The following is a 21,552-nucleotide window of genomic DNA, read 5'->3' as shown; positions in this document are numbered from 1 at the left end:
GGCGAGCGTGACGCGCTGGATCGGCTTCGTCCACGCTGGCGAGCCCGGCTTCGGCCGGCTCGAGGCCGAGCGGATCGCGGTCTGCGAAGGCGACCTGTTCGGTGAGAACCGGCCGACGGGTGAGGTGCTGGCTCTCGCGGAGGTGAGCCTCGGCCTGCCCTGCCGCCCCTCGAAGATGATCGCCCTGTGGAACAACTTCGGGGCGCTCATGGAGAAGCAGGGCCTGTCGCGGCCCGAGGCGCCGCTGTTCCTGATCAAGCCCGCCAACACCTTCCGGCCCACCGGCGCAACCGTGGCGGTGCCGGAGGCGGCGGGCCGGGCGCTATACGAGGGCGAACTCGGTATCGTGATCGGCAAGCGGGCCCGGGATCTCACCGAGGAAGAGGCCGCCGACCACGTCTTCGGCTTCACCTGCGTGAACGACGTCACCGCCTCGGCGATCCTCAAGGCGGATGCGAGCTTCACGCAATGGACCCGCGCCAAGGGCCTCGACGGCTTCGGCCCGTTCGGGCCCGTCATCGCCACCGGGCTCGATCCCGCGGCGCTGACCGTGCGGACCTTGGTGAACGGGCGTGAACGTCAGAACTTTCCGGTCGGCGACATGCTGATCCCAGTGCCCCGGCTCGTAGCCCAGCTCTCGCAGGGCATGACGCTGGAGCCGGGGGACGTGATCGCCTGCGGGACCTCGGTGGGGTCGGGGCCGATCCCCAAGGGCGCTACGGTCGAAGTGGTGATCGAGGGCATCGGAACGCTCTCGAACCGGTTCGATTAAAGTCACGCTCAAGCAAAAGTGGTCTCCGCGGCCGGACGGAACCGGCCTCGAACGGCGTTTCAGAACAAAGCCGGCGGAGCGGAAACGGCAGCACGGGTGAGAACATGAGCATCGCGATCGTCGGCGCCGGCGCCATCGGCGGATATCTCGGAGTCAGGCTGGCGGAGGCCGGCGAGGACGTGACCTTCATCGCCCGCTCCAACGCGGCGGCGATCCAGGCGGACGGCATGCGCCTGATCGAGGAAGATGGCACCGAGATCCACTCGAAAACCGTCAAGGCGACCCGCTCCATGCAGGAGGCGGGCGTGCACGAGGTCGTGCTACTGACGGTGAAGGCGCATCAGGTCGGGCCGATCGCTGCCGACCTGCACCACCTGATCGGCCCCGACACCGTCGTGGTGACGATGCAGAACGGGATCCCGTGGTGGTACTTCATGGGCGGCCATGGCGGCGACCATGCCGGCACACGGCTGGAAAGCGCCGATCCGGGCGGGCTGATCGCCGAAGGTCTCGACCCCAAGCACGTCATCGGCTCGGTGGTCTATCCGGCGACCGTGCTCACCGATCCCGGCACCGTGAAGGTGATCGAGGGCAACCGCTTCGGTCTGGGTGAACTCGACGGCTCGAAGTCGGAGCGGGTGCTCGCCCTCTCGCAGCGCCTCGCCAAGGCCGGCTTCCGCGCGCCCGTCACCAGCGATATCCGCGCCGAGATCTGGCTCAAGCTGTGGGGCAATCTCAGCTTCAACCCGATCTCCGCGCTCACCCACGCGACATTGGAAGATATCTGCCGCTTCCCCGACACCCGGGCGATCGCCGCCGAGATGATGCGCGAGGCGGAGGTCATCGCGAACAAGCTCGGCGTCACCTTCCGCCTCGGCATCGACAAGCGCATTGCGGGCGCCGAGAAGGTCGGGCCCCACAAGACCTCGATGCTTCAGGACGTCGAGGCCGGCCGGCCGATCGAGCTGGAAGCCCTCGTCGGCTCGGTGATCGAACTGGGCCGCCTCACCGGCACGCCGACCCCGCATATCGACACCGTCTTCGCCCTGATGCGGCTCCTGGCCCAGAGCCTGGAGCGTGCCAACGGCCGCCTCGCGATCCAGGGAGCATGACGATGCTTCTGCCCGAACCTTCCGCCCTTCACCCCACCGACTCCAAGGAGGCCAGCGTGGCCGCGACGACTCTTCACGAGCTGATCCAGGCCGGCGCCGATGCGGCCCCCGCCCTGTCGAGCCCCGGCGGCGTGCCGCTGACCTTTCAGGCCCTGCGGGCGCTGACCGAGCGCACGGTCGCCGACCTCAATGCCCGCGGCATCGGCCGCGGCGACCGCGTCGCGATCGTGCTGCCGAACGGCCCGGAGATGGCCGCCGCCTTCATCGCGGTGGCCGCCGGCACCACCTCGGCCCCACTCAACCCGAGCTACAAGGCCGACGAGTTCGAGTTCTACATGAGCGACCTCGGAGCCAAGCTCCTGCTGGTCGCCGAAGGCTCCGAGTCGCCGGCCGTCGCCATCGCCGAGAAGCTCGGCGTGTCGGTGGCCCGCCTGCGGCCGACCCCGGAAGAGGGCGCCGGCAGCTTCACGCTGCATTTCGCCGACGACGCCACGAGCGAACCCGCCCGCGGCGGCCGGGCGGAGGCGGATGAGATCGCGCTGGTGCTGCACACCTCCGGCACCACCTCGCGGCCGAAGATCGTGCCGCTGACGCAGGCCAATGTCTGCGCCTCGGCGCGCAACATCCGCACCGCGCTCGCCTTCGGAGCGCAGGATCGCGGCCTCAACATCATGCCGCTGTTCCACATCCACGGCCTGATCGCCGGCATCCTCGCCCCGCTCTCCGCGGGCGGCCAGGTCTCCTGCACGCCGGGCTTCAACGCGTTGAAGTTCTTCGGCTGGATGGATGAGGTGAACCCCACTTGGTACACCGGCGTGCCGACCATGCATCAGGCGATTCTGGGCCGGGCCGCGCGCAACAAGGAGATCATCGCGAAGAACCCGCTGCGCTTCATCCGCTCTTCGTCCTCGTCCCTGCCGCCGCAGGTGATGAAGGAACTGGAGGACACCTTCGGCGCGCCCGTCATCGAAGCCTACGGCATGACCGAGGCCGCGCATCAGATGGCCTCGAACCCGCTGCCGCCCAAGCCCCACCATGCGGGCTCGGTTGGCCTCGCGGCGGGCCCGGAAATCGCGGTGGTCGATCTCGACGGCGAGCCGTTGCCCGCGGGCGAGACCGGCGAGATCGTCATCCGCGGCGACAACGTGATGAAGGGCTACGAGAACAACGAGCGGGCCAATGCCGAGGCCTTCACGCGGCAGGGCTGGTTCCGCACCGGCGACCAGGGCGTGCTGAGCCCCGAGGGCTACCTCTCGATCACCGGGCGCCTCAAAGAGATCATCAACCGCGGCGGCGAGAAGATCAGCCCGCGCGAGGTCGACGAGATCCTGATGGACCACCCGGCGGTGTCGCAATGCGTCACCTTCGCGGTGCCGCATGACAAGCTCGGCGAGGATGTCGCCGCCGCGATCGTCCTGCGCGAGGGCGTCGAGGCGGTGGAGAAGGACATCCGCAGCTTCGCCTCGGAGCGTCTGGCCCCCTTCAAGGTGCCGGCCAAGATCCTGATCCTCGACGAGATCCCCAAGGGCGCCACCGGCAAGCTCCAGCGCATCGGGCTGGCGCAGAAGCTCGGGCTGGTCTGAGGCCTTCGAGCGATTCGGGGACTGTGCCCGGATCGCTTCGCCGACTGAAACCTGGGGCAGGATCAAATGGAAAGGGCCGGCGGATGAACCGCCGGCCCTTTCTTCGTTCTCGCCGAGTGCGAAAAACTCAGTTCCGCGCGGCCATCATGTCGTGGGACAGGACGGTGAGCTTGCCGATCAGGCTCGCCACGTCGCCGTGCGCGCAGGACCACTGCGTGCCGATGGCGCTGCCGTCGTTCGAGACCGAGACCACGGCGACCGAGCGCAGCTTGCCCTCGCGGGCGAGCTTGAGCTGGTCCTGAAGCACCTCGATGATCGAGGCGACGTTCTCGTCGGCCACGGCCTCGGCGGCGGCGGCGGGGAAGGGGACTACGGCGGCGTCGTTGAGGGCGCGATCGAACTTGGACATTCAGGCAACTCGACGATGCTTGAGGGAGGTGTGGCCGAGGGGGCCGGCCTGGAGACGATCCACGAGGGAGGCGAGGCGATCGGGCAGGGCGCCATCCTTATCGACGGACAGGCGCTTGCCGATGGCGGAGGCGACACCTTTGGTCACCCGGCTGACGACGGGCCGCTCGAGAGGCGGCACCATCTGCAGTCGGTCCGTTCGGTTCGGGTCGGCGCTCGGATCAGCCATCGCTTCCTCGCTCTCGGACGATTGCATGAGGTGATCCTGCGCGCCGCATCGCGTCATGAAAATGGCACCGGACCGGCCACGCTTGCGCATTTCCCTGGCTGTGACGTGAAAGCGACACCTGCCACGGCCGGCCCGGAGACGCTCAATGCGGATCCTGCCAGCCGGAACGGACCGGCGCGGCGGCGCCCGCGCCACTAGTGGTCATCGCCCGTGGCGCCTCGGAGCGGGCGACCGCCGGCTCGGCCATCGCCGCACGGCGAGGCGGACGGACCGAACGGCGCAGGGCGGCGCGGCGCTTGCGAGTGGAGCGGGGACGGGCCGTGCTGTTCGAACCGATGAAGCCGCCGGCCACCGCGCCCACGACGGCGCCGACCGGCCCGGCGACGAGGGCGCCGGCCACGGCCCCGGCTCCGACACTCATCGCCGTCCGGTTTTCGGCCTGCGCGGGTGCGGACAATCCTGCGAGCAGCACGAGGCCGGCACAGGCGCCGAGGCAGGTTCTACGCATCCGGTCGTCCCTTCGAAAACCAATTCGAGAACGCCCTTGGCCTTCGATCTTGACGAAAGGTTGACCTGATTTCGTTTCGTGACTTGGCCGTATAGCCGAAGATAACTCCTGATACGGTTGCCGCTTGATCAGAGCGGCAACCGTATCAGCAAGCCGGCGCGGCGCTCGCGCGAGGCCCAAATTCGCTATCCCGAAGGGATCAACCGGATTTGGTGTGAATTCGCGTTTGTTCTTGCTCAAGCCTGGCCGCTGGCCGCGAGCGGCCGGCGCAATCGAAGCACCAGCGGAACGATTACGAGCGCCGTGGCGGCGGCGGCCAGGAGGCCGACGGCCGGCCCGGCGGTGTCGCCGAGCGCCCCGTAGGCGATCGGCGCGAGGCCGCCCGATCCGATGACCGCGGTGTAGAACAGCGCGAACGCCCGGCCGACATCGCCACGCGGCGCGAGATCCGGCACCGTCCCGTAAAGCACCGAGGACGTGCCGTTGAGGACGACGCCGATCAGCGGCAGCAGGGCCAGAGCCGGCCCGAGCGGCAGGACGAGGAGCGCGGCGACCCCCAGAGCCGTGGCGGTCTCGGTCGCGACGACGCAGGCCACGACGCCGATGCGCGCGCCGAGCCAGCCGCACACGGCCTTGCCGAAGGCCCCGCCGGAAAAGACCAGGGCGAGGGCGAGCCCGGTCGTCGTGGCCGTGCCGCCCTTCGCTTCCAGAAGAAAGGGCAGGAACAGCAGAGTGCCCATCCGCGTGGCGGTGTCAAAGGCACCGACCGTCATCAGGAGGGTGAAGCCCCGGCCCTCGCCACTGCTCCGGCCGGTGCGCGGGGGTGCGGCGGCCAGCGATCCCCGCGGCAGGACAAGGACGAGTGCCAGCCCTGCCGCGAGGCCGACCCCCGCCATCAGCCCGGTGATCGGACGCCACGCCATCACCCCGAGCAGCCCTGCGACGGCGACCGGGAACACCGCCTTCCCGAGATCGCCGGCGAAATTGTAGATCCCGAGCGGCCCGCGCGCGGCACTGCCATAGGCCTGCGCGACGAGGAGCGAGGCGCGGGGATGCTGGAGGCTCGCGCCGATCCCGGCGAGCACCAGCCCGGCGCAAAGCCCGAACAGGCTGCCGCTCAGCGCCATCACGCCGAAGCCCGCCGCGGCGACGAGGGTCGAGACGGCGAGGCTGACGCGGATCGGCCATCGCGCCGCCAGCCGGTCGGCGGGTATCTGCAGCCCGCCCATGGTTGCGTAGTAGAGGCTGCGCAGGACCGCGAGCCCGGCATAGCCGAGGCCGAACTCCGACTGCCAGACCGGCAGCAGCACGTAGAGCAGGTCGGTGTAGCCGTCATGCAGAGCGTGGGCGAGGCAGGCCCCGCCGAGGCTGCGCCGCTTGAGGTCGAGGCTCGCGGTGTCGCCCTGGCGGAATTCTTCGAGGCGGATGGCCTGGCTCACACGAAAATCCTCGGCTGCAATTGCGCGGCGATCCTAGACTTGTGAGTTTTGCGCGATGAGAGGTGTCCTCCTCACAGGTTCTGTGCGGTTTCCTCACGGATTGAGTGGGCAAGGGAATCGAGAGGGCAGGGGATATGCGCCGGCTGCCGCCGCTGCACGCGTTGCAGGTGTTCGAAGTCGCGGCCAGGGCCGGCAGCTATGCGCAGGCCGGGCTCGAACTCGGGCTCACCCACGGCGCGGTGAGCCGGCAGGTCGCCGCCCTGGAGACGTGGCTCGGCCAGCGGCTGTTCGTGCGGGTCGGGCGGCGGATGGTGGCGACCCCGGCGGCGCGCGTCTTCGCCGAGGAGATCAGCCTCTCCTTCGACCGGCTCACGGCGGCGGCGGAAGCGTGCGGACGGCCCCAGGCGCCGCGCGTCCTGCGGGTCAGCGCGCCCGCCACCTTCGCCATGCGCTGGCTGATCCCGCGCCTGGACGACTTCCACGCGGTTCGGCCCGGCACGGAGGTCAGGGTCACCACGACGACGACCTTGCAGGACGCACTGCGCGGCGGGTTCGACCTAGCGATCCGGCGCGGCCCCGAGCCCTGGCCGCAGCACCGCGCCGTGCCCTTCCTGACGGAGACCGACACGCTGGTCGCAAGCCCCGCCCTCTTGCGGGACAAACCGCTCGCGGCTTTGCGCGGCCTCGACGGTCACATCCTCCTCGGCACCGAGACCCGGCCGGGTGATTGGAGCGATTGGCTCGCCGCCGCCGACGTGACGCTCCCCGGCGGCGTGCGCCGCCGGGTGTTCGACCACTTCTTCGTGACGCTTCAGGCCCTGGAGGACGAGGCCGGCCTCGGCATCGGACCGTTCCCGGTCCTCGATCGGATGGTCGCCGCGGGTCGGCTCGTCGCGCCGTTCCCGGACATCCGGGTCGAGCGCGCCGCCTACTTCGCCCTGACGCCGTTCGATGCCGACAAGTCGCCCGCGCTCACCGCCTTCGTCGATTGGCTCGTGGCGGAGGGCGAGCGGCCGGGGCTTACAATTCCCCGGTGAGGAACTGCGCCCGGCCGTGCCCGAACGACCAATCCTCGTCGGTATTCTCCACCGTCGAGACCATCACGTCGGCGGGGGCGATGCCGCAGGCGGCCTGCAACTTCTCGGTCAGCAGCCGGTAGAACAGCTCCTTCTTCTCGCGCCCGCGCGGCCGGGTGATCATCTGCACCACCACCACGTTCTGCGTGCGGGGGATGTCGAGGCCGGTATCCTCTACGATCATCCGCGAGGGCTTGTGCTCGGTCACGATCTGGTAGCGGTCGCCCGGCGGCACCTGAAAGGCTTCGAGCATCGCCTCGTGCGCGGCGTCGAGAAGCGCCTTCAGTTCCGCGTCGCTGCGGCCCTCGATCAGGTCGAAACGCATCAAGGGCATGGGACTCTCCAGGATGAAGCCGCATTCTCAGAGGGGAACGAGGCCGAAAGGCGGGTCAGGAGCATCGGCCAGGATCCGAGATCCGGGCTGCGGCACCGCAAGGCGAGGTTGCGCCCTCTGGCGGTTGCCGGGCGCTCGCGGTTAAATAGCTTCGCTTCCGGCCGCTTCCAACCGATCGGGAATGTTCGTATTATGCATTCAAACGAGGGTGGGGAGTGGGCGCCGGGCCCCTCACCGACCCCTGGGAGGAGACGAGACATGTCCGATTTGCGGTTGCGCCGCAGCGTTCTCTACATGCCGGGATCGAACCAGCGGGCGCTCGATAAGGCGAAGACGCTGCCCGCCGACTCGCTGATCCTGGATCTCGAGGACGCCGTCTCCATGGAGGAGAAGGAACTGGCGCGCGATCAGGTCTGCGCCGCGGTGAAGGGTGGCGGTTACGGCCATCGCGAACTGGTGATCCGGGTGAACGCCCCGCAGACCCCTTGGGGGGACGGCGACCTGCGGGCGGCAATCCAGGCCAAGCCCGACGCGATCCTGATGCCGAAGGTGTCCTCGCCCGCTGTGCTGGAGAGCGTGGCCGACGCGCTGGAAGCGCTCGACGCCCCCGATTCCATCGCGGTCTGGGCGATGATCGAGACGCCGGCGGCGATCCTTAACATCCACGAGATCGCCAAGGCGCGCCGCGACCGCCGCAACCGGCTCACCGGTTTCGTGCTCGGCACCAACGATCTGGCCAAGGACACCTGGGCGCAACTGGTGCGCGGGCGCGTGCCGATGCTGCCCTGGATGATGCTGACCCTCGCGGCCGCCCGGGCCGAGGGGCTGATCGTCCTCGATGGCGTGTGGAACGACATCGCCGATCCGGAGGGGTGCCGCGAGGAGTGCCGGCAGGCGCGCGACCTCGGCTTCGACGGCAAGACGCTGATCCACCCGAACCAGATCGAGCCCGCCAACACCTCGTTCGCCCCGACCGATGAGGAGGTGCGCCGCGCCCGCCTCGTGATCGAGGCTTTCAACCTGCCGGAGAACGCCAAGCGCGCGACGATCAAGGTCGAGGGCCGCATGTACGAGCGCCAGCATATCGGCATGGCACGCCGCGCCGTGGTGTGGTCAGAGACCATCGCCGCCCGCGACGCCGCCGGCTGACCATGAAAAAGGCCGCGCTCCGAGGAGCGCGGCCTTGCCGTCATGAGAGGCTATGACGGCGCGGGATCTTACCAGCCGTAGCCGTAATCGTAGGCCGGGCCACCGTAGGAGTAACCGCCATAGGCGCGACGCGGGGCGTAGTAGCCGCCGTCGTAGTAGCCGACATTGCGGTAACCGTAGCCGTAGGCGGGACGGGCGTAGCCGTAACCATAACCGGCGACCGGTCGGGCATAGCCGTAATCGTAGCCGTACCCGCCGCCATAACCACCGTAGCCGTAGCTGTTCGAGGCGGCCGCACCCACGAGCGCGCCAGCCGCGAGGCCACCGATCACGCCGGCTGCGATCGCGCCGCCGCCACCACGGCCGCGCCAGCGGGCTTCGGCATCCGTCGAGGACAGGGCGCCCACGCCGAGGACAGCCACGGCGGACAGAATCGCAAGCTTCTTCATCAAGTCTCTCCGATCGAGTTGGATCGCCGATCCATTGGCACCCCAACGAACAGGCCTTGGATTCGGTTCACTCTCAATGTGCCGATGCTCACGTTGCATCCTGTCGCATGAACGAAGGTGCAAGGCGCCGTTCATCCAGTTGTCAGGATCGCGTCGCGTGCTCCGAGAGCGGGTTAGGCGCGGCGGTTCGGCGATCTGAGCTTGGCCATACGGGCGCCGTTACGCTCAGCGACGGCCGCCGACTTCGCCGAGGTGTTCCAAGAGCATGGCCGGGTCGTCGTAGACCCGGACGGCCCCGGAGCGTTCCAGCTCCTCCGTGCCGTATCCGCCCGAAAGCAGGCCGACGCCGAGCCCGCGGCAGCGGCGGGCAGCCAGCATGTCCCAGATCGAATCGCCGACGATCACCGCGTGCTCGATCGGCGCATTCAGCCGCTCGGCGGCGGCGAGGAACAGGTCGGGATCGGGCTTGGCGTATTTCACGAGGTCGCGGGTCACCACCGGCACCTGAGCCGGATCGACGCCGAGCGCGACGAGGTTGTGGCCCGCCGTCTCCATCCGCCCGCTGGTGGCGATGGCCCAGGGGATGCGGTTCTCGGTGAGCGTGGCGAGCAGTTCCTTGGCGCCGGGCAGCGGCACGACGCCCTTCGAGAGTCGGCCATAGGCTTCCGCGTGCAGCCGCCGCAGCCGGTCGATCCGCTCCGGGTCGATGTCGAGCCCGGTCTCGCGCAGGAGTTGGTTGGTGAAGAGCCCGCCGCTCATCCCGATTTTGCGGTGGATGCGCCAGACCGAGAGCGGAATGCCTTCCGCGTCGAGTGCCTCCTTCCAGGCGAGCACGTGCTGGTAGACGCTGTCGACCAGCGTGCCGTCGAGATCGAACAGGAAGACGGTTTCGATGCGCATGCTCTGGGACTCCGCTGACGTTTCCATCAACGTGTACCGAACTGCGTCTGTGCCGTGCCGATCGAAGCCAGCACTGCTCGTCCCCCGGATCGATCTGTGCAGACTGATCCTAGAAACTGTCAAGCTTTGCTTGAACCTCGACCCGAAGTTTCTTGCCGACAGCATCTTTATTGAGGCCGGAGTCGAACGGGAGCCTTAATGGATCCCACTTTCCTCTCTGCGTGACGCCCACGTTTTTCTGGACCTCGCCATGTCCAAGTACGGTCGTGGAAGTCACCGGGATTGCGTAGTGTTTGCAGAGCTGAGCAACGATGTCGATCATCGCCTCCCACTGGACCTTCTTCATGGGATATTTCCCGGCGTCGAAAGGGCTTTCCTTGGCGCCGGCCATGCAGCACATCGAGACTCCGATGGAGTAGCGGTTGAGCCCGCGTGTGTGAGCGGCGTAGTCGCCGTCGCTGGTCGATAGATTGTCGGCAATCGTATGCTCGCCGCGATGAATCGTCCCATTGCCGTCGATGATGATATGATAGTGATCGAGGTCATTTTCTGAAGCGTCGTAAGAACCTGCCGTCCAATGGCAAATGACGCGCTTCATGGTGACGTCTGAAAGCCACCCGTTTGGAATCTTGCTCATCGTTCGCTCTCGAATCATTGTGGAACGAGACGAAAATGATTTGCGTGAAAAATTTTAGATTGCAATGGTCTCGCTGGGCTATTGCCCGTCAGAGGTTTTGGTGGCGAAGAGAGCCGTGGTCCTTTGCAAGTTTGGCGCAGGCAATTTTGGTCTGCATGGCGGCCTGCTACGGGGCATTCAGCGGTGGCTTTGATTGATCTTCGATATTTTGCGTCGTGTTGGCGGCGACAGCATTCTTGTTGCTGGCCCAATCCAATCCTGTGCGAGGAAGCGGAGATTCTCGTTCATGCTGAATGAGGCTCGCTTCCGCATGCGGCGGACGTATAATCTGTTAGCCTCATCATGCTGTTCACCCATCTCGCCGACGACCTCTTCCGCCCGCTCGCCTCGCCGAGCCGCGCCTTCAACGCGGCCCTGCTGCTGCACCTGCACGCCCGCGTGTTCGGCGATGCCGCCGAGCCCCTGCGCAAGAGCGAGCTTCTGGCCGCGATCGGCGACTTCTCCGCCGGGTGGAGCCAGGCCGAGATCGCCGACGACGAGGCGACGCCCGTTGATCCCATCGAGCGGCGCTCGGCGGTGTTCCGGCGGCTGATCGAGGCCGGCTGGCTGGTGGAACGGCGCGAGCGCTACGTGCCGGTGGTCGATTTCGATCCCGATGCGCGTCTGCTGATCGAGGAACTGGCCCGGATCGAGCGCGGCGAGACCCGCTCCTACGGCGGCGCGGTGCTCGAAGTCCTGAGCGCCCTGGAAAGCGCCATCGCCAGTCCCGCCGACCGCTCGGAGGCCCTGCGCAATGCGGCGAAAGCCTCGCGCACCTTCCTCGGACACCTGCGGGGCCTCGCCGGGGCAATGCGCAAGCTCGAAGAGCGAATCCTGCGCGAGCCCGACCTCAGCGCCGCCTTCCGGCTCTACTTCGAGGAATTCGTCGAGCGCCACCTCGTCTCCGACTACCGGACGCTGCACACCCGCTTCAATCCGTTCCGCTTCCGCTCCGGCATCGTGCGGGAAGCCGGTCGCGCCTTGCGCGATCCGCTGACGCTCAGGGCGCTGGCCGACGGCAACCTGCGCGAGGGCCGCGCCGCCGACATCACCGCCGCCGAGCGGATGGTGCGCACCGACCTCGTCGAGATCCTCTCGATCTTCGAGGGGCTCGACCCGCATCTCGACGCGGTGGCCGAGGTGGTGACGCGGTTGGAGCGGCGCATCTCGGCCGCGCTCCGCTACCGCGACCCGCGCGATTCCGCCCGGATCGAGCGGGCGGCGGCGGCGTTGCGCGCGGTCGGCGCGAGCGAGGATGACCTCACCGGCCTGCCCCTGCCGCAGGTCTCGCTGCTGCGTCCCCCCATCGGCCCGCCGCAACTCACCAATCCGCGCATGCCGCGCCGGATCATCGAGTACGAGCCGCTGCCGGAGATCGACATCGATCCGGCGATCGAGGCCTTCATCGCCGCCAAGGACGCGTTCCGCCGCCGCATCACGGTGACGCCGGAGCGCATGGTCGCCTATCTCGACGCGCGGCTCGCGGGGGGGAAGGCCCTGCGCGGCTCGGACATCGCGGTCCACGACGTCGATGCCTTCGTCGTCTTTCAGCGCCTGCGCGAGATCGACGTGCTGTTCGACGGCGTGCTGCGTGAGCGCTACCGCGTCGCCCGGATCGAGGGCCGCGTCTCCAACGGCTGGCTCGACTGTCCGGACTTCATGATCGAGCGCATACCGCCCCCCGCCGCCCGGCGTGGAGCCGGCAAAGCAGGCTGAACGGACAGAAGCGATGCTCGAATCCTTCCGCGCCATCCTCGACGGCGAGGAGATGCCGCCGCCCGGCAGTTCCGCGCCGAGCGAGGAGGAGTTGATCCGCGCGCTCCAAGTCATGCTGAAGAGCCAGTGCATCTACGCCGCGACCACCGGCATCGGCCGCTCCTACGAACTCGCGCGGCACTACGCGCCGTTCTTCCGCGACTACTTCGCCTGCCTCGGATACCGCTTCGAGGTCGCCCACCGCGACCAGATGGTGTTTTTGGCCCTGCCGCCCGACGGCGTGCGCCACGATGCGCAGGGCGAGCGCCTGCGCAAGGACGAGACCCTGGTGCTGCTGGCGCTCCGGCTCGCCTACGAGGAGGGCCTGCGCGACCACCGCGTCTCCACCGACGGCACCGTGGAATGCACCACCGACGACATCGCCGACGCGATCCGCTCGGCGGCCCGCACCGAGCCGCCGGACGAGGCGCGTCTGATCGAGATTCTGCGCCTGTTCGCCCGCAAGGGCGCGCTGCGGCTGGGCGAGCGTGACCGCGCCGAGCGGGTGACGCCGCTGATGGTGATGCCGGGCATCACCGTGCTCTCGCCGGATGCCTGGATGGATCAGGTCCGCGCCTGGGCCTCCGCCGGGGAGGGGAGGGGCATCTGACTCTCCTCCTGCGCCCAGGGGGCGGTGGAGAAAGCCCGCTCCAAGAAGGCAATCAGCGCCGAGACCCGCGCCGGCCGCGGCAGGCCTGGCGGCATCACGAGGTTAAGGGCGATCGGCGGCGGCTGCCAGTCCGGCATCACCCGCTCCAGGCGGCCCGATGTCAGATCCTCCCAGATCGTGAAATCTGGCTGCACCGCTAGGCCGAGCCCGGCCCGCAGCGCTGGCGCCAGCGCGTCGGCGTTGTTGGCCCGCAGCGGGCCTTCGGGCACGACCGTCACGGTTTCACCGGCGGCGTTGGTGAAGGGCCAACGGTCCGGCGTCGGCAGGTAGGCGTAGCCGAGGCAGGCGCGGGCCTTCAGATCCTCCGGGTGCTGCGGTGGTCCGTAGCGTTCGAGATAGGCCGGCGTCGCCACGAGTGAGCGGCGCACGCCGCAGAGACGCCGCACACGGAGCGATGAATCGGGCAAAGCCGCGATGCGCAGGCCGAGATCGAACCCGCCGCCGACGAGATCGACCACCGCGTCGGACAGGTGCAGATCGACCGAAACCTCGCGGTATGTGGCCAGGAACTCCGGCAGCACCGGCGCGAGGTGGGCGATCCCGAAGGACATGGGGGCGGCAAGCCGCACCCGCCCGCGTGGCACGCCGTTGGCGTCGAGCGCGCGGGCCTCGGCCGCCTCGCCCGCCGCGAGCAGCCCCGCTGCGTCCTCCCGCGCCAAGCGGCCGGCTTCCGTAAGCGCGAGACGGCGGGAGGTGCGGTGGAACAGCCGTGCGCCGAGTCGGCCCTCCAGCCGCGCCACCGCCTTCGAGACGGTCGCCTTCGACAGCCCGAGTTCGTCGGCCGCGCGGGCGAAGGAGAGGGCGTCGGCCACCACCGCGAACACGGCCCAGGCCTCGAAATCGGGGAGTTTCGCCACTGATCAAATCCAGAAACGATGCGTTTCAATCGTTTCCATTTTCAGGCGGGCAGGCAAGGGCCAGATTGGGCTCACACCGATCGCAGCCCGGACACCGATCCCCGCGGCGATCTTCTCGGACAGGAGACCCGCATCATGAGCGCGCACGGCATCCACCATGTCACGGCCTTCGCCAGCGACACGGCCCGCACCATCGACTTCTACACCCGCGTGCTCGGCCTGCGGCTGGTGAAGAAGACCGTCAACTTCGACGATCCGGGCACCTACCACCTCTATTTCGGCGACGAGGCGGGCGCGCCCGGCACGATCCTCACCTTCTTCCCGATCGCACAGGCGGCCCCCGGCCGGGTCGGCATCGGGCAGGTGTCGGAGACCGCTTTCCGTGTGCCGCGCGCTTCCATCGGTGAATGGACGCACCGCTTCGTTTCGCTGAACGTCGCGCATGAGGCACCGGTCACGGTCTTCGGCGAGACCGTGCTGCGCTTCCGCGATCCCGACGGGATGCCGCTGGCCCTCGTCGGCGTCGAGGGGGCGGAGACCGAGCCGGCCTGGACGTCCGAGGGCATTGCGCCGGAGAACGCGATCCGCGGCTTCCACGGCGCCACCCTGCTCCTGCGCGAGGCGGAGTCGACCGCTGCGATCCTCACCGATGGGCTCGGCTTCGCGGAGGTCGCCCGCGAGGGTAGCCAGATCCGGCTGACGAGCGGGGCGGGCCTCGGCGGGCTCGTGACGCTTAGGGCTGTCGGCGACTTCCTGCCCGGCCGGCAGGGGGCGGGCTCGGTCCACCACATCGCCTTCCGTGCCGCCGACGACGCGGCGCAGGCGGCGATGACGGAACGGCTGAGCGAGCGGCACGGCCTGTCCGTGACAGAGCAGCGCGACCGGCAGTACTTCCGCTCGGTCTACTTCCGCGAGCCCGGCGGCGTGCTGTTCGAGATCGCCACCGACGCGCCGGGCTTTGCCATCGACGAGCCGGCGGCGGAGCTCGGGACCGCACTGAAGCTGCCGCCCTTCCTCGAGCCGCATCGCGGGCGGATCGAGGCGGTGCTGCCGAAGGTCGCCTGAACCGACCGCCCACCGTCGCGGCCGCCCGGATCCTGTCCGGGCGGTCGCACCCTCCCCAGACTGAACGGAGACAGCCATGACGAACGGCGTCACCTTCGACTTCGTCCACCGCTTCGAGCCCGGCACAGATGAGCGCGCGCCGCCACTTCTGCTGCTGCACGGCACGGGCGGGGACGAGAACGACTTGCTATCCCTCGGCCGCACGCTCTCGCCCGGCTCCGCGCTGCTCTCGCCCCGCGGGCCGGTTCTGGAGAACGGGATGCCGCGCTTCTTCCGCCGTCTCGCGGAGGGTGTGTTCGACGAGGCGGACGTCCGCCGCCGGGCCGGCGACCTCGCCGCCTTCGTCGCCCAGGCGCGGGCGGCTTACGAGCTCGCCGCGCCGGTGGCGGTCGGTTTCTCGAACGGGGCCAACATCGCCGCAGCGATCCTGCTCCTGCACCCGGAGGTGTTGGCCGGGGCGGTTCTGCTGCGGGCGATGGTGCCGCTCGCCGAGAGCCCGCCGGCCGACCTCGCCGGCCGCCCGGTGCTGCTGCTCTCGGGTGCTCTCGATCCGATCGTGCCCGCCGAGAATGCCGAACGGCTCGCCGCGCGTCTCCAGCAAACCGGCGCGGCGGTGATGCACACGGTCAACCCGGCCGGTCACGGCCTATCGCAGGCCGATCTTGCCGCATCCGGGGCGTGGCTCGCCAAGAATTTCGGCGGCTAAGCTTACCGCGGGGGTCGGCGACTTTGCCTGACACACTCAGTGTGGCGGGGGCATCGCCCCCGTCACGCGGCCTGCCCCGGTGCCTCCCCCGTCTCGCTCAGGGGCAGCATCCAGGTTTCCCCGTCAACCGGTATGCCGAAGCTGTTATGGGGCGCGGTCTCGACGCAGACGAAGCCATGGTGGGCATAGAGGCGCCGGGCGCCTTCCAGAACCGTATGGGTCCACAGCGTGAGGCGGGCATAGCCCGTCTCAAGGGCAAAGCCGATGCAGGTCTCGACCAGCGTATCGCCGATACCGCGGCGGCGGGCGAAAGGCTCGACATAGAGGAGGCGCAGCCGCGCGGTGCCGTCACCTTCGTCGGTGAGGAAGACGGACCCCGCCAGCACGCCGTCGATCTCCGCGATCCAGCACTGCTCGCGCCCCGGCTTGAAATTCCGCAGGAAGTTGGTGGTGGCCTCACCCTCGATGATCTCCAGGCCGCGGCCCCAACCGTGGCTCTGGGCGTAGAGCATCGATTGCCGGGCCGCAATCAGGCCCATATCCCCCGTGCGGAACGGGCGGATCGCGAAGCCCGGAACGGATTTGGGTTGCAGCAGCAGGCGCACGCGCGCCATCGCCTCTGCCAGATCCGCCCTCTGGACGGTATCGAGGCCGCCGACGAGGCGGGCCACAGCGGCGCGCTGCCGTCCGTCCACCTCTTCGAACGCCCTGCGCCCGGCTTCGGTCAGTTGGATCGGCCGGGCGCGCGCATCTGCGCCGCGGGCACGGGTGATCCAGCCCCGCTGCTCGAAGCGGGCCAGGATCCGGCTGACATAGCCCGCATCCATGCCGAGCGTCGCCTGCACCGCTGAAGCGGTGAGCGGAAATTGGGCCGGGTCGTGCGTCGCGATTTCGAACAGCAGACGTGCATCCGGAAGCGTGACGTCGCAGCCGAGAAACTGCTCGTCGAGCGCACCGACGAGCCCGGTGTAGAACCGGTTGAAGCGGCGGACCGTGTCGATGACGTCGTCGGCGCTGACTTCCTTCATGGCCTCAACGTCAACGAGAAGGTTGACAGAGTCAACTAACTGGCAGGCAGCCTGAGGCGCGGCCTTGGCAAAATCGCGGACGAACGGGCGGTGCCGGGGCACGACGCGTGTCATTGCGATGAAGGTCGAATACGCTGATGCGCGGCTCGATACGCAGCTGCGCCAAGGTGGCGCCTCCTGTCCGGACGTCCCTCCTTAGGGTGAGCGGTTCGTTAACGATGCCCTGGGAAAAACGGGAACCTGCAAAATCCACTTAGCTTTAAGCCAAGTGACCCTTTGCGCGCAGTCGTCCGCAGCGGTAACATAAGGAAAGATTTCCTCAAAAAGGCTCTCAGGTGCCGATCCGGCAGGATAGGGTCATGAACCAGTGCTAGCGATCCCGCTTCTCGTTATTGCCGGACTGTTGATCGGCTTGTTTTACCACTGGGGGATGCTTGCCGTTGCGAGCTTTTTTATCATCGTCGCGCGGGTCATCTATCACTTCCACAGCGGCCAGTTGGTGCTAGCCGATCTGTTGATGATTGCCGCCTCTCTCTGCGCGCTGCAGGGCGGTTATGTTTTGGGAGGCTATATCGCCTGCAGGAAAGATGTCTGAGTCAGGATCAGATCCAGATGATACGACCTGCTATCCACGATGCTGTGCCCCACAGTACAATCGAGGCGACAATAAACAGAACCCCGTAAATCAGGCGCGGACGGCGGGCGGGCATTTCAACGATCGGCGTTCGTGACAGTCGGGGAGCGCATTTCGCCGTATGGCACGAATCGTATTGGGTTTGTGTCAAAATAGGTGGTTCTCGCATGTGTCAAAGTACGCATGATGTGTGGAAAGGCAGTAATCGAACGAATTTCGTAAACCTGCCGTTGTAAGAAGTCTGTCGCAGTTGTTCCGTGCGTCGAGCCGCAGCCGGCACTCCTGTGGTTCTGGTCTCGGATCGACGCGGCTCCGTCAAATCACGGGTCGGTGATTGCTGTATCCATGCCATCGGCCGCTTGGAAAAGTTGTGACTCTGGATAATGGCATCCTCAGATTGTGGTGATCGAGCGACGCCTGCGGCCTGCCGCGCTCCCGCCCTTGCGTGCGTGAGGCGGAGCGTCCATTGCGCTGTCTCTCGCTCAACCTCGGGATAAGCGGCCAGGCCGGTGTACCGCCTCACCGACATTGCGATCTCGAACTGGTACCTCATCCGGCGCGAGCAGATTCGGATTCGGGGGGCGGCGGCGCTCGTCGGTCCCACGGGCGCGGGCAAGTCCACGATCTTCGATGCGGTCGGCACGGTGCTGGCCGGCAACAATGCGAGCCGGCTCGCCCTCAACGCTTCCGCCTCGGGCCGCAGCGCCCGCACGGTGCGCGACTACTGCCTCGGCTGGATCAGCGACCCGGCCGAGGGCGGGCGCCCGACGCGGGAGGCCTGCGAGACCCTCATCAGCCTCGTGTTCGAGAATCCCGCGAGCGGCCGCATCGTCACGGTCGGGCTTGCGCTCGCCGCCCGCTCGGAGGAGCCGAAGGAGGAGACGCTTTCGCGCTTCATCGCCGTCGGTCACCGTTTCGAGATCGCCGATTACGTGCGCGAGACGAGCGAGGGCAGCTTCGTCGCACCCTGGGCGGAGATCGCCGCGGATCTCCGCCGCCGGTCCGACACGTTCGAGGAGTTCCGCACCTCCGGCGAGCGCTTCACCGCCGCCGTGCTGGCGACCCTGCGCGAGGGGGCGGCCGTGCCCGATCCGCGCCAGTTCCTGCGCACCTTCTCCAACGCGGTGGCCTTCAAGCCGATCTTCGACACCAGCGCCTTCGTGCGCAGCTTCGTACTGGAGGCCGAGCCGCTCGATGTCGCCCGCATCCGCCAGTCGATCGAGACGTGGCGGCGTCTGCTGGAGACCATCGAGGAACTGGAGAAGCGCCTCGCCCACCTCTCGCGCATCTGCGCGCGCTACGAGGGCTGGGCCCGGGCGAGCCTCACCGCCGCGCTGGACGAGATGCGTGCGGCGAGCGCGGATCTCCGCCGCCGCATCCTTGACCACGCCGAGGCCCGCCGCCTGCTCGCCGAGACGTCGGAGCGCCTGCGCATCGCCCGCGAGAGCGTGGCGACGAGCCAGGGCTTCGTGCGCGAGATCGATGCCGAGATCGCTGCCCGCAAGGCACTGATCGTCGGCAGCGTCGCGGAGGCACGGCTCGCGGCCTCCCATGCCGGTCTCGCCATGGTCGCCCGCGACCGGCGCGACCTCACCAACCGCCTCGCCGGGATCGTTGGCCTCGTGCAGGATGCCGGCCGCCTCAGCGCCATTGCCGGCCCCCTGCGCCGGATCGATCCGGGGGCCGCCCGCATCGTCGAGGCCTGCGCTCGCTCGGGGCTGCGCCGCGAGGCCCCCCCGGAGGACATTCTCCGGGTCGACGGGCCGTTGAAGGGGCTGCTCGACGGCCTTGCGCAGATGCCCGACGTGGCCGACGCTCTGGAAGAACAAGCGGAGGATCTCGCCCTCAAGGCCCGTGAGCGCGAGAACGAGGTGCGCGGCCTCGACGTGCAGGTCGGGGCCGGCCGGTCCTCGGCCGCGCGCCTGTCCTCCGACACGGAGGCCTTCCGCGATGAGTTGGGCCGGCTCGGCATCGAGGCGGCGCCGATCTGCGAACTTGCCGAAATCGTCGATCCGAAATGGGGCCCGGCACTCGAAGGCTTGCTCGGCCGCGCCCGCGAGGCGCTTGTGGTCGAGCCCGACCGGCTCGACCGCGCCTTCGCCCTGCTCGAATCGCGGAAGAATCAATTCTTCCGCTGTCTCCTGGTGAAGACCACCGATACCGCGCGGCGTTCCGCGCGGCGCTTCGATGACGGGCCGATGGGCCTGATCGAGACCGACAGCGACCACGCCGAGGCTTTCCTCGCGGCACGGCTCGGCGGCTACGACCTTGCCCCGGACGATGCCGCGCTCCGCAACATGAGCCGTGCGGTGGCGCCGAGTGGGCGCTCGACCTCGGGCATGGCCTATTCGGTGGTGCGCCCTGTGCCGCTGATGATGACCCGCGGCCAGCGCGGGCCCACCGCCGAGACCCGCCGCCGCCTCGACGAGGCACGCGAGGAGGCGCGGACCCTGCGGGCCGAGGCAACCGTGATGCGCGAGGCCGCCCGCATCGCCGCGCTGCTGCGGAGCCGGCTGGCGGAAGCGCCGGTCGATATCGAGGCCCTGCGCGCCGAGGCCGACGCCATCGAGGGCCGCCGCCGCAGCCTCTCCACCGAGCAGGAGACGGTCGCCCGCGCCGATGCCGGCGTGATCGAGGCGGAGCTGAAGGAGCTTCAGAAGGAGCGCTCCGCCTATCTCACCGAACTCGTGCAGGTGCTGGAGCCCAAGCGCGACGCCGCGCTCGCGGAAGAAGCCGGGCTGAAGGCGCGTGTCGCGCAAGGGAAGGAGGCGGCGCGCGCCGCATTCCTGGCCTACCGCACGGCGCTCCGGCGCTGGACCACCGGCGACACCGTTCGCATACGCCTCACCGGTACCGTCCCCGCCGACGTGCCGGACACGGTGACCGGGATCGCCGCGGCGCGGGCCGACCGCGCTGCGCTCGACACCAGGGCGCTGGCCTCGCTCGCTTCGCAGGCCCGTGCCTCCGCTCGCGAGGCCGCCGACAGCGTGCGCAACCAGGGCCGCGCCGCCGAGCGCGACCTTGCCGAGTATTGCGCCGCGTGGCGCGTCGAGAATCCCCTCGGTTCGGGCGAGCAGCCGGCTTCGTTCGGCTATGCCTGGGCGACCCGCGAGCGCGACGAGGTGGCGGGGCACGAGTTGCGCCGTTACCGCGACCAGTCGCTCCGGGCAGAGGCCGAGATGCGCCGCCTGATGACCGAGGATCTGCTGACGCGGCTCGCCGACAAGTTCGAGCGCATGCGCGCCCGGCTCGATGCCCTCAACGAGCGCCTCGCCTCGCAGACCTTCACCGGCCAGACCTACGCCTTCGAGGCGGAGGTGGACCGCCGCTACGCCGCCGTCCACGCGCTCGCCACTGAAGTCGCCCGCTCACCCGACGCGGCGCAGGCGGTGCTACCGGGCCCGGAGGAGGGCCCCGACAAGAGCCCGCTCGCAGCCGCACTCGCCGAGATCACGGCGCTGATCGAGGGCGAGGAGAACGCCGCACGGCTGGCAGATTACCGAAACTACTTCGTCTACGAGATCGGCATGCGCGACCGGGCGGGCAACCGCACCACGCTGTCGAGCCGGGCGCTGCGCGGTTCGGGCGGCGAGGCGCAGGCGCCGTTCTACGTGGCGATCGCCGCCTCGATGGCCTCGGCCTACTATCCCGGCGACCGTCCCGGCGACGAGACGCCGGGCTTAGGTCTTTGCCTTCTGGACGAGGCCTTCTCGAAGCTCGACGTGCGCAACAGCCAGTCGCTGGTCGACCTCTTCCGCGCCTGGGGGCTGCAACTCCTCATCGCCGCGCCGGAGGACAAGCGCACGACGCTGACCGAGGTGATGGACACCGTCGTCACCGTCTACAAGAGCCCGGATCTCGGCTCGGTCCGAATCGAGGCCGAACATCCGCTGGAAACCGCCAAGCGGGCGCTCGCCGAAATCAATCCGGATCGCCGCGGAATCGACGCTTTCCGTCTCTCGAACGCCGCGGAATAACGATGAGGCGGCCGGTCAGCGAACGGATCGCAGATCGGGCGCCCGTTCATCGAACTTTATCCTCTCCGGGCATTGACGACCCCGGCCACCCCGCGTAGAAGCGCGCCACTCCGGTGGATCGAGAGTCGCTTTCGGGTCGAGGCCAGGGGCTTCGGCGACCGTCGTCAGACCGATACCGGCATCACACCCTGACGTTTTCGTCAGATCAGCGGGTAAGAACGCGTC

21 protein-coding genes are annotated in these 21,552 nt (G+C 68.6%); 11 read left to right on the top strand and 10 right to left on the bottom strand.

Features of this window, described 5'->3' with window-relative positions; all coding sequences use genetic code 11:
- The first annotated feature begins 7 nt into the window (after positions 1–7).
- From J2W78_RS18330 to J2W78_RS18320, 3 genes are all read left to right on the top strand, one after another.
- Complete coding sequence (locus J2W78_RS18330; protein WP_253372808.1) at positions 8–772, top strand: fumarylacetoacetate hydrolase family protein; 765 nt, start codon at positions 8–10, stop codon at positions 770–772.
- 104 nt (positions 773–876) lie between these two features.
- Entirely contained in the window at positions 877–1,884 is a 1,008-nt protein-coding gene (locus J2W78_RS18325) for a 2-dehydropantoate 2-reductase (protein WP_253372806.1), read from the top strand.
- A 2-nt stretch (positions 1,885–1,886) separates the two neighbouring features.
- The gene (locus J2W78_RS18320) at positions 1,887–3,467 is read left to right on the top strand and encodes an acyl--CoA ligase (RefSeq protein WP_253374082.1); all 1,581 of its coding nucleotides are present in this window, start codon (positions 1,887–1,889) and stop codon (positions 3,465–3,467) included.
- A 127-nt stretch (positions 3,468–3,594) separates the two neighbouring features.
- On the opposite strand, the gene J2W78_RS18315 is transcribed toward J2W78_RS18320, so the two are convergent.
- The 4 genes from J2W78_RS18315 to J2W78_RS18300 all read right to left on the bottom strand — a co-directional run bounded on the left by J2W78_RS18315 (position 3,595) and on the right by J2W78_RS18300 (position 6,051).
- The gene (locus J2W78_RS18315; protein WP_003600059.1) at positions 3,595–3,876 is read right to left on the bottom strand and encodes a hypothetical protein; all 282 of its coding nucleotides are present in this window, start codon (positions 3,874–3,876) and stop codon (positions 3,595–3,597) included.
- The gene (locus J2W78_RS18310) at positions 3,877–4,131 is read right to left on the bottom strand and encodes a hypothetical protein (protein WP_253372804.1); all 255 of its coding nucleotides are present in this window, start codon (positions 4,129–4,131) and stop codon (positions 3,877–3,879) included.
- 115 nt (positions 4,132–4,246) lie between these two features.
- Entirely contained in the window at positions 4,247–4,612 is a 366-nt protein-coding gene (locus J2W78_RS18305; protein WP_253372802.1) for a hypothetical protein, read from the bottom strand.
- 236 nt (positions 4,613–4,848) lie between these two features.
- Positions 4,849–6,051: an MFS transporter gene (locus tag J2W78_RS18300; RefSeq protein ID WP_253372800.1), complete on the bottom strand. Its 1,203-nt coding sequence runs from the start codon at positions 6,049–6,051 to the stop codon at positions 4,849–4,851.
- A 134-nt stretch (positions 6,052–6,185) separates the two neighbouring features.
- Here J2W78_RS18300 and J2W78_RS18295 point away from each other — a divergent pair, with 134 nt between their 5' ends.
- A complete protein-coding gene (locus J2W78_RS18295) occupies positions 6,186–7,088 on the top strand; it encodes a LysR substrate-binding domain-containing protein (RefSeq protein ID WP_253372798.1) in 903 nt (300 codons plus the stop codon).
- Here the strand turns inward: J2W78_RS18295 and J2W78_RS18290 are convergent.
- Positions 7,072–7,461: a tautomerase family protein gene (locus J2W78_RS18290; RefSeq protein WP_012253634.1), complete on the bottom strand. Its 390-nt coding sequence runs from the start codon at positions 7,459–7,461 to the stop codon at positions 7,072–7,074. The genes J2W78_RS18295 and J2W78_RS18290 overlap by 17 nt on opposite strands.
- A 258-nt stretch (positions 7,462–7,719) precedes the next feature.
- Here J2W78_RS18290 and J2W78_RS18285 point away from each other — a divergent pair, with 258 nt between their 5' ends.
- The gene (locus J2W78_RS18285) at positions 7,720–8,610 is read left to right on the top strand and encodes an HpcH/HpaI aldolase/citrate lyase family protein (protein ID WP_253372796.1); all 891 of its coding nucleotides are present in this window, start codon (positions 7,720–7,722) and stop codon (positions 8,608–8,610) included.
- Positions 8,611–8,678: 68 nt separating this feature from the next.
- On the opposite strand, the gene J2W78_RS18280 is transcribed toward J2W78_RS18285, so the two are convergent.
- The 3 genes from J2W78_RS18280 to J2W78_RS18270 all read right to left on the bottom strand — a co-directional run bounded on the left by J2W78_RS18280 (position 8,679) and on the right by J2W78_RS18270 (position 10,596).
- Positions 8,679–9,059, bottom strand: coding sequence for a hypothetical protein (locus J2W78_RS18280; RefSeq protein ID WP_253372794.1), 381 nt, complete (start codon positions 9,057–9,059; stop codon positions 8,679–8,681).
- 225 nt (positions 9,060–9,284) lie between these two features.
- Positions 9,285–9,959, bottom strand: a complete 675-nt coding sequence (locus J2W78_RS18275; protein ID WP_253372793.1) for an HAD family hydrolase — start codon at positions 9,957–9,959, stop codon at positions 9,285–9,287.
- A gap of 109 nt (positions 9,960–10,068) precedes the next feature.
- Positions 10,069–10,596 carry a peptidoglycan recognition protein family protein gene (locus J2W78_RS18270; RefSeq protein WP_253372791.1) on the bottom strand — a complete coding sequence of 176 codons (528 nt, stop codon included), beginning with the start codon at positions 10,594–10,596 and terminating at the stop codon, positions 10,069–10,071.
- A gap of 342 nt (positions 10,597–10,938) precedes the next feature.
- Between J2W78_RS18270 and J2W78_RS18265 the strand changes: the two genes are divergently transcribed.
- Positions 10,939–12,351: a Wadjet anti-phage system protein JetA family protein gene (locus J2W78_RS18265; protein ID WP_253372789.1), complete on the top strand. Its 1,413-nt coding sequence runs from the start codon at positions 10,939–10,941 to the stop codon at positions 12,349–12,351.
- A 13-nt stretch (positions 12,352–12,364) separates the two neighbouring features.
- Positions 12,365–13,000 (top strand): DUF4194 domain-containing protein, encoded by a 636-nt coding sequence (locus tag J2W78_RS18260; RefSeq protein ID WP_253372787.1) that lies wholly within the window; start codon positions 12,365–12,367, stop codon positions 12,998–13,000.
- On the opposite strand, the gene J2W78_RS18255 is transcribed toward J2W78_RS18260, so the two are convergent.
- Entirely contained in the window at positions 12,955–13,917 is a 963-nt protein-coding gene (locus J2W78_RS18255) for a LysR family transcriptional regulator (protein ID WP_253372785.1), read from the bottom strand. The genes J2W78_RS18260 and J2W78_RS18255 overlap by 46 nt on opposite strands.
- A gap of 135 nt (positions 13,918–14,052) precedes the next feature.
- Between J2W78_RS18255 and J2W78_RS18250 the strand changes: the two genes are divergently transcribed.
- Both J2W78_RS18250 and J2W78_RS18245 read left to right on the top strand, forming a co-directional pair.
- The gene (locus J2W78_RS18250; RefSeq protein WP_253372784.1) at positions 14,053–14,982 is read left to right on the top strand and encodes a ring-cleaving dioxygenase; all 930 of its coding nucleotides are present in this window, start codon (positions 14,053–14,055) and stop codon (positions 14,980–14,982) included.
- 76 nt (positions 14,983–15,058) lie between these two features.
- A complete protein-coding gene (locus J2W78_RS18245) occupies positions 15,059–15,688 on the top strand; it encodes an alpha/beta hydrolase (protein WP_253372781.1) in 630 nt (209 codons plus the stop codon).
- Positions 15,689–15,750: 62 nt separating this feature from the next.
- Here J2W78_RS18245 and J2W78_RS18240 read toward each other — a convergent pair whose 3' ends face one another.
- Complete coding sequence (locus J2W78_RS18240) at positions 15,751–16,716, bottom strand: bifunctional helix-turn-helix transcriptional regulator/GNAT family N-acetyltransferase (RefSeq protein WP_253372779.1); 966 nt, start codon at positions 16,714–16,716, stop codon at positions 15,751–15,753.
- 367 nt (positions 16,717–17,083) lie between these two features.
- Between J2W78_RS18240 and J2W78_RS18235 the strand changes: the two genes are divergently transcribed.
- Positions 17,084–17,311: a hypothetical protein gene (locus tag J2W78_RS18235; RefSeq protein WP_253372777.1), complete on the top strand. Its 228-nt coding sequence runs from the start codon at positions 17,084–17,086 to the stop codon at positions 17,309–17,311.
- A gap of 548 nt (positions 17,312–17,859) precedes the next feature.
- Complete coding sequence (locus tag J2W78_RS18230) at positions 17,860–21,327, top strand: SbcC/MukB-like Walker B domain-containing protein (protein WP_253372775.1); 3,468 nt, start codon at positions 17,860–17,862, stop codon at positions 21,325–21,327.
- The last annotated feature ends 225 nt before the right edge of the window (positions 21,328–21,552 follow it).

It is taken from the genome of Methylorubrum extorquens (genome assembly GCF_024169925.1).
Lineage (GTDB): Bacteria > Pseudomonadota > Alphaproteobacteria > Rhizobiales > Beijerinckiaceae > Methylobacterium > Methylobacterium extorquens_A.
This window is presented reverse-complemented; position numbering and strand designations above follow the sequence as displayed.

Coding starts and splice junctions, on each gene's coding strand:
- J2W78_RS18325 (WP_253372806.1), top strand. CDS start 877: ATGAGCATCGCGATCGTCGGCGCCGGCGCCATCGGCGGATATCTCGGA.
- J2W78_RS18320 (WP_253374082.1), top strand. CDS start 1,887: ATGCTTCTGCCCGAACCTTCCGCCCTTCACCCCACCGACTCCAAGGAG.
- J2W78_RS18315 (WP_003600059.1), bottom strand. CDS start 3,876: ATGTCCAAGTTCGATCGCGCCCTCAACGACGCCGCCGTAGTCCCCTTC.
- J2W78_RS18310 (WP_253372804.1), bottom strand. CDS start 4,131: ATGCAATCGTCCGAGAGCGAGGAAGCGATGGCTGATCCGAGCGCCGAC.
- J2W78_RS18305 (WP_253372802.1), bottom strand. CDS start 4,612: ATGCGTAGAACCTGCCTCGGCGCCTGTGCCGGCCTCGTGCTGCTCGCA.
- J2W78_RS18295 (WP_253372798.1), top strand. CDS start 6,186: ATGCGCCGGCTGCCGCCGCTGCACGCGTTGCAGGTGTTCGAAGTCGCG.
- J2W78_RS18290 (WP_012253634.1), bottom strand. CDS start 7,461: ATGCCCTTGATGCGTTTCGACCTGATCGAGGGCCGCAGCGACGCGGAA.
- J2W78_RS18285 (WP_253372796.1), top strand. CDS start 7,720: ATGTCCGATTTGCGGTTGCGCCGCAGCGTTCTCTACATGCCGGGATCG.
- J2W78_RS18280 (WP_253372794.1), bottom strand. CDS start 9,059: ATGAAGAAGCTTGCGATTCTGTCCGCCGTGGCTGTCCTCGGCGTGGGC.
- J2W78_RS18275 (WP_253372793.1), bottom strand. CDS start 9,959: ATGCGCATCGAAACCGTCTTCCTGTTCGATCTCGACGGCACGCTGGTC.
- J2W78_RS18270 (WP_253372791.1), bottom strand. CDS start 10,596: ATGAGCAAGATTCCAAACGGGTGGCTTTCAGACGTCACCATGAAGCGC.
- J2W78_RS18265 (WP_253372789.1), top strand. CDS start 10,939: ATGCTGTTCACCCATCTCGCCGACGACCTCTTCCGCCCGCTCGCCTCG.
- J2W78_RS18260 (WP_253372787.1), top strand. CDS start 12,365: ATGCTCGAATCCTTCCGCGCCATCCTCGACGGCGAGGAGATGCCGCCG.
- J2W78_RS18250 (WP_253372784.1), top strand. CDS start 14,053: ATGAGCGCGCACGGCATCCACCATGTCACGGCCTTCGCCAGCGACACG.
- J2W78_RS18245 (WP_253372781.1), top strand. CDS start 15,059: ATGACGAACGGCGTCACCTTCGACTTCGTCCACCGCTTCGAGCCCGGC.
- J2W78_RS18240 (WP_253372779.1), bottom strand. CDS start 16,716: ATGAAGGAAGTCAGCGCCGACGACGTCATCGACACGGTCCGCCGCTTC.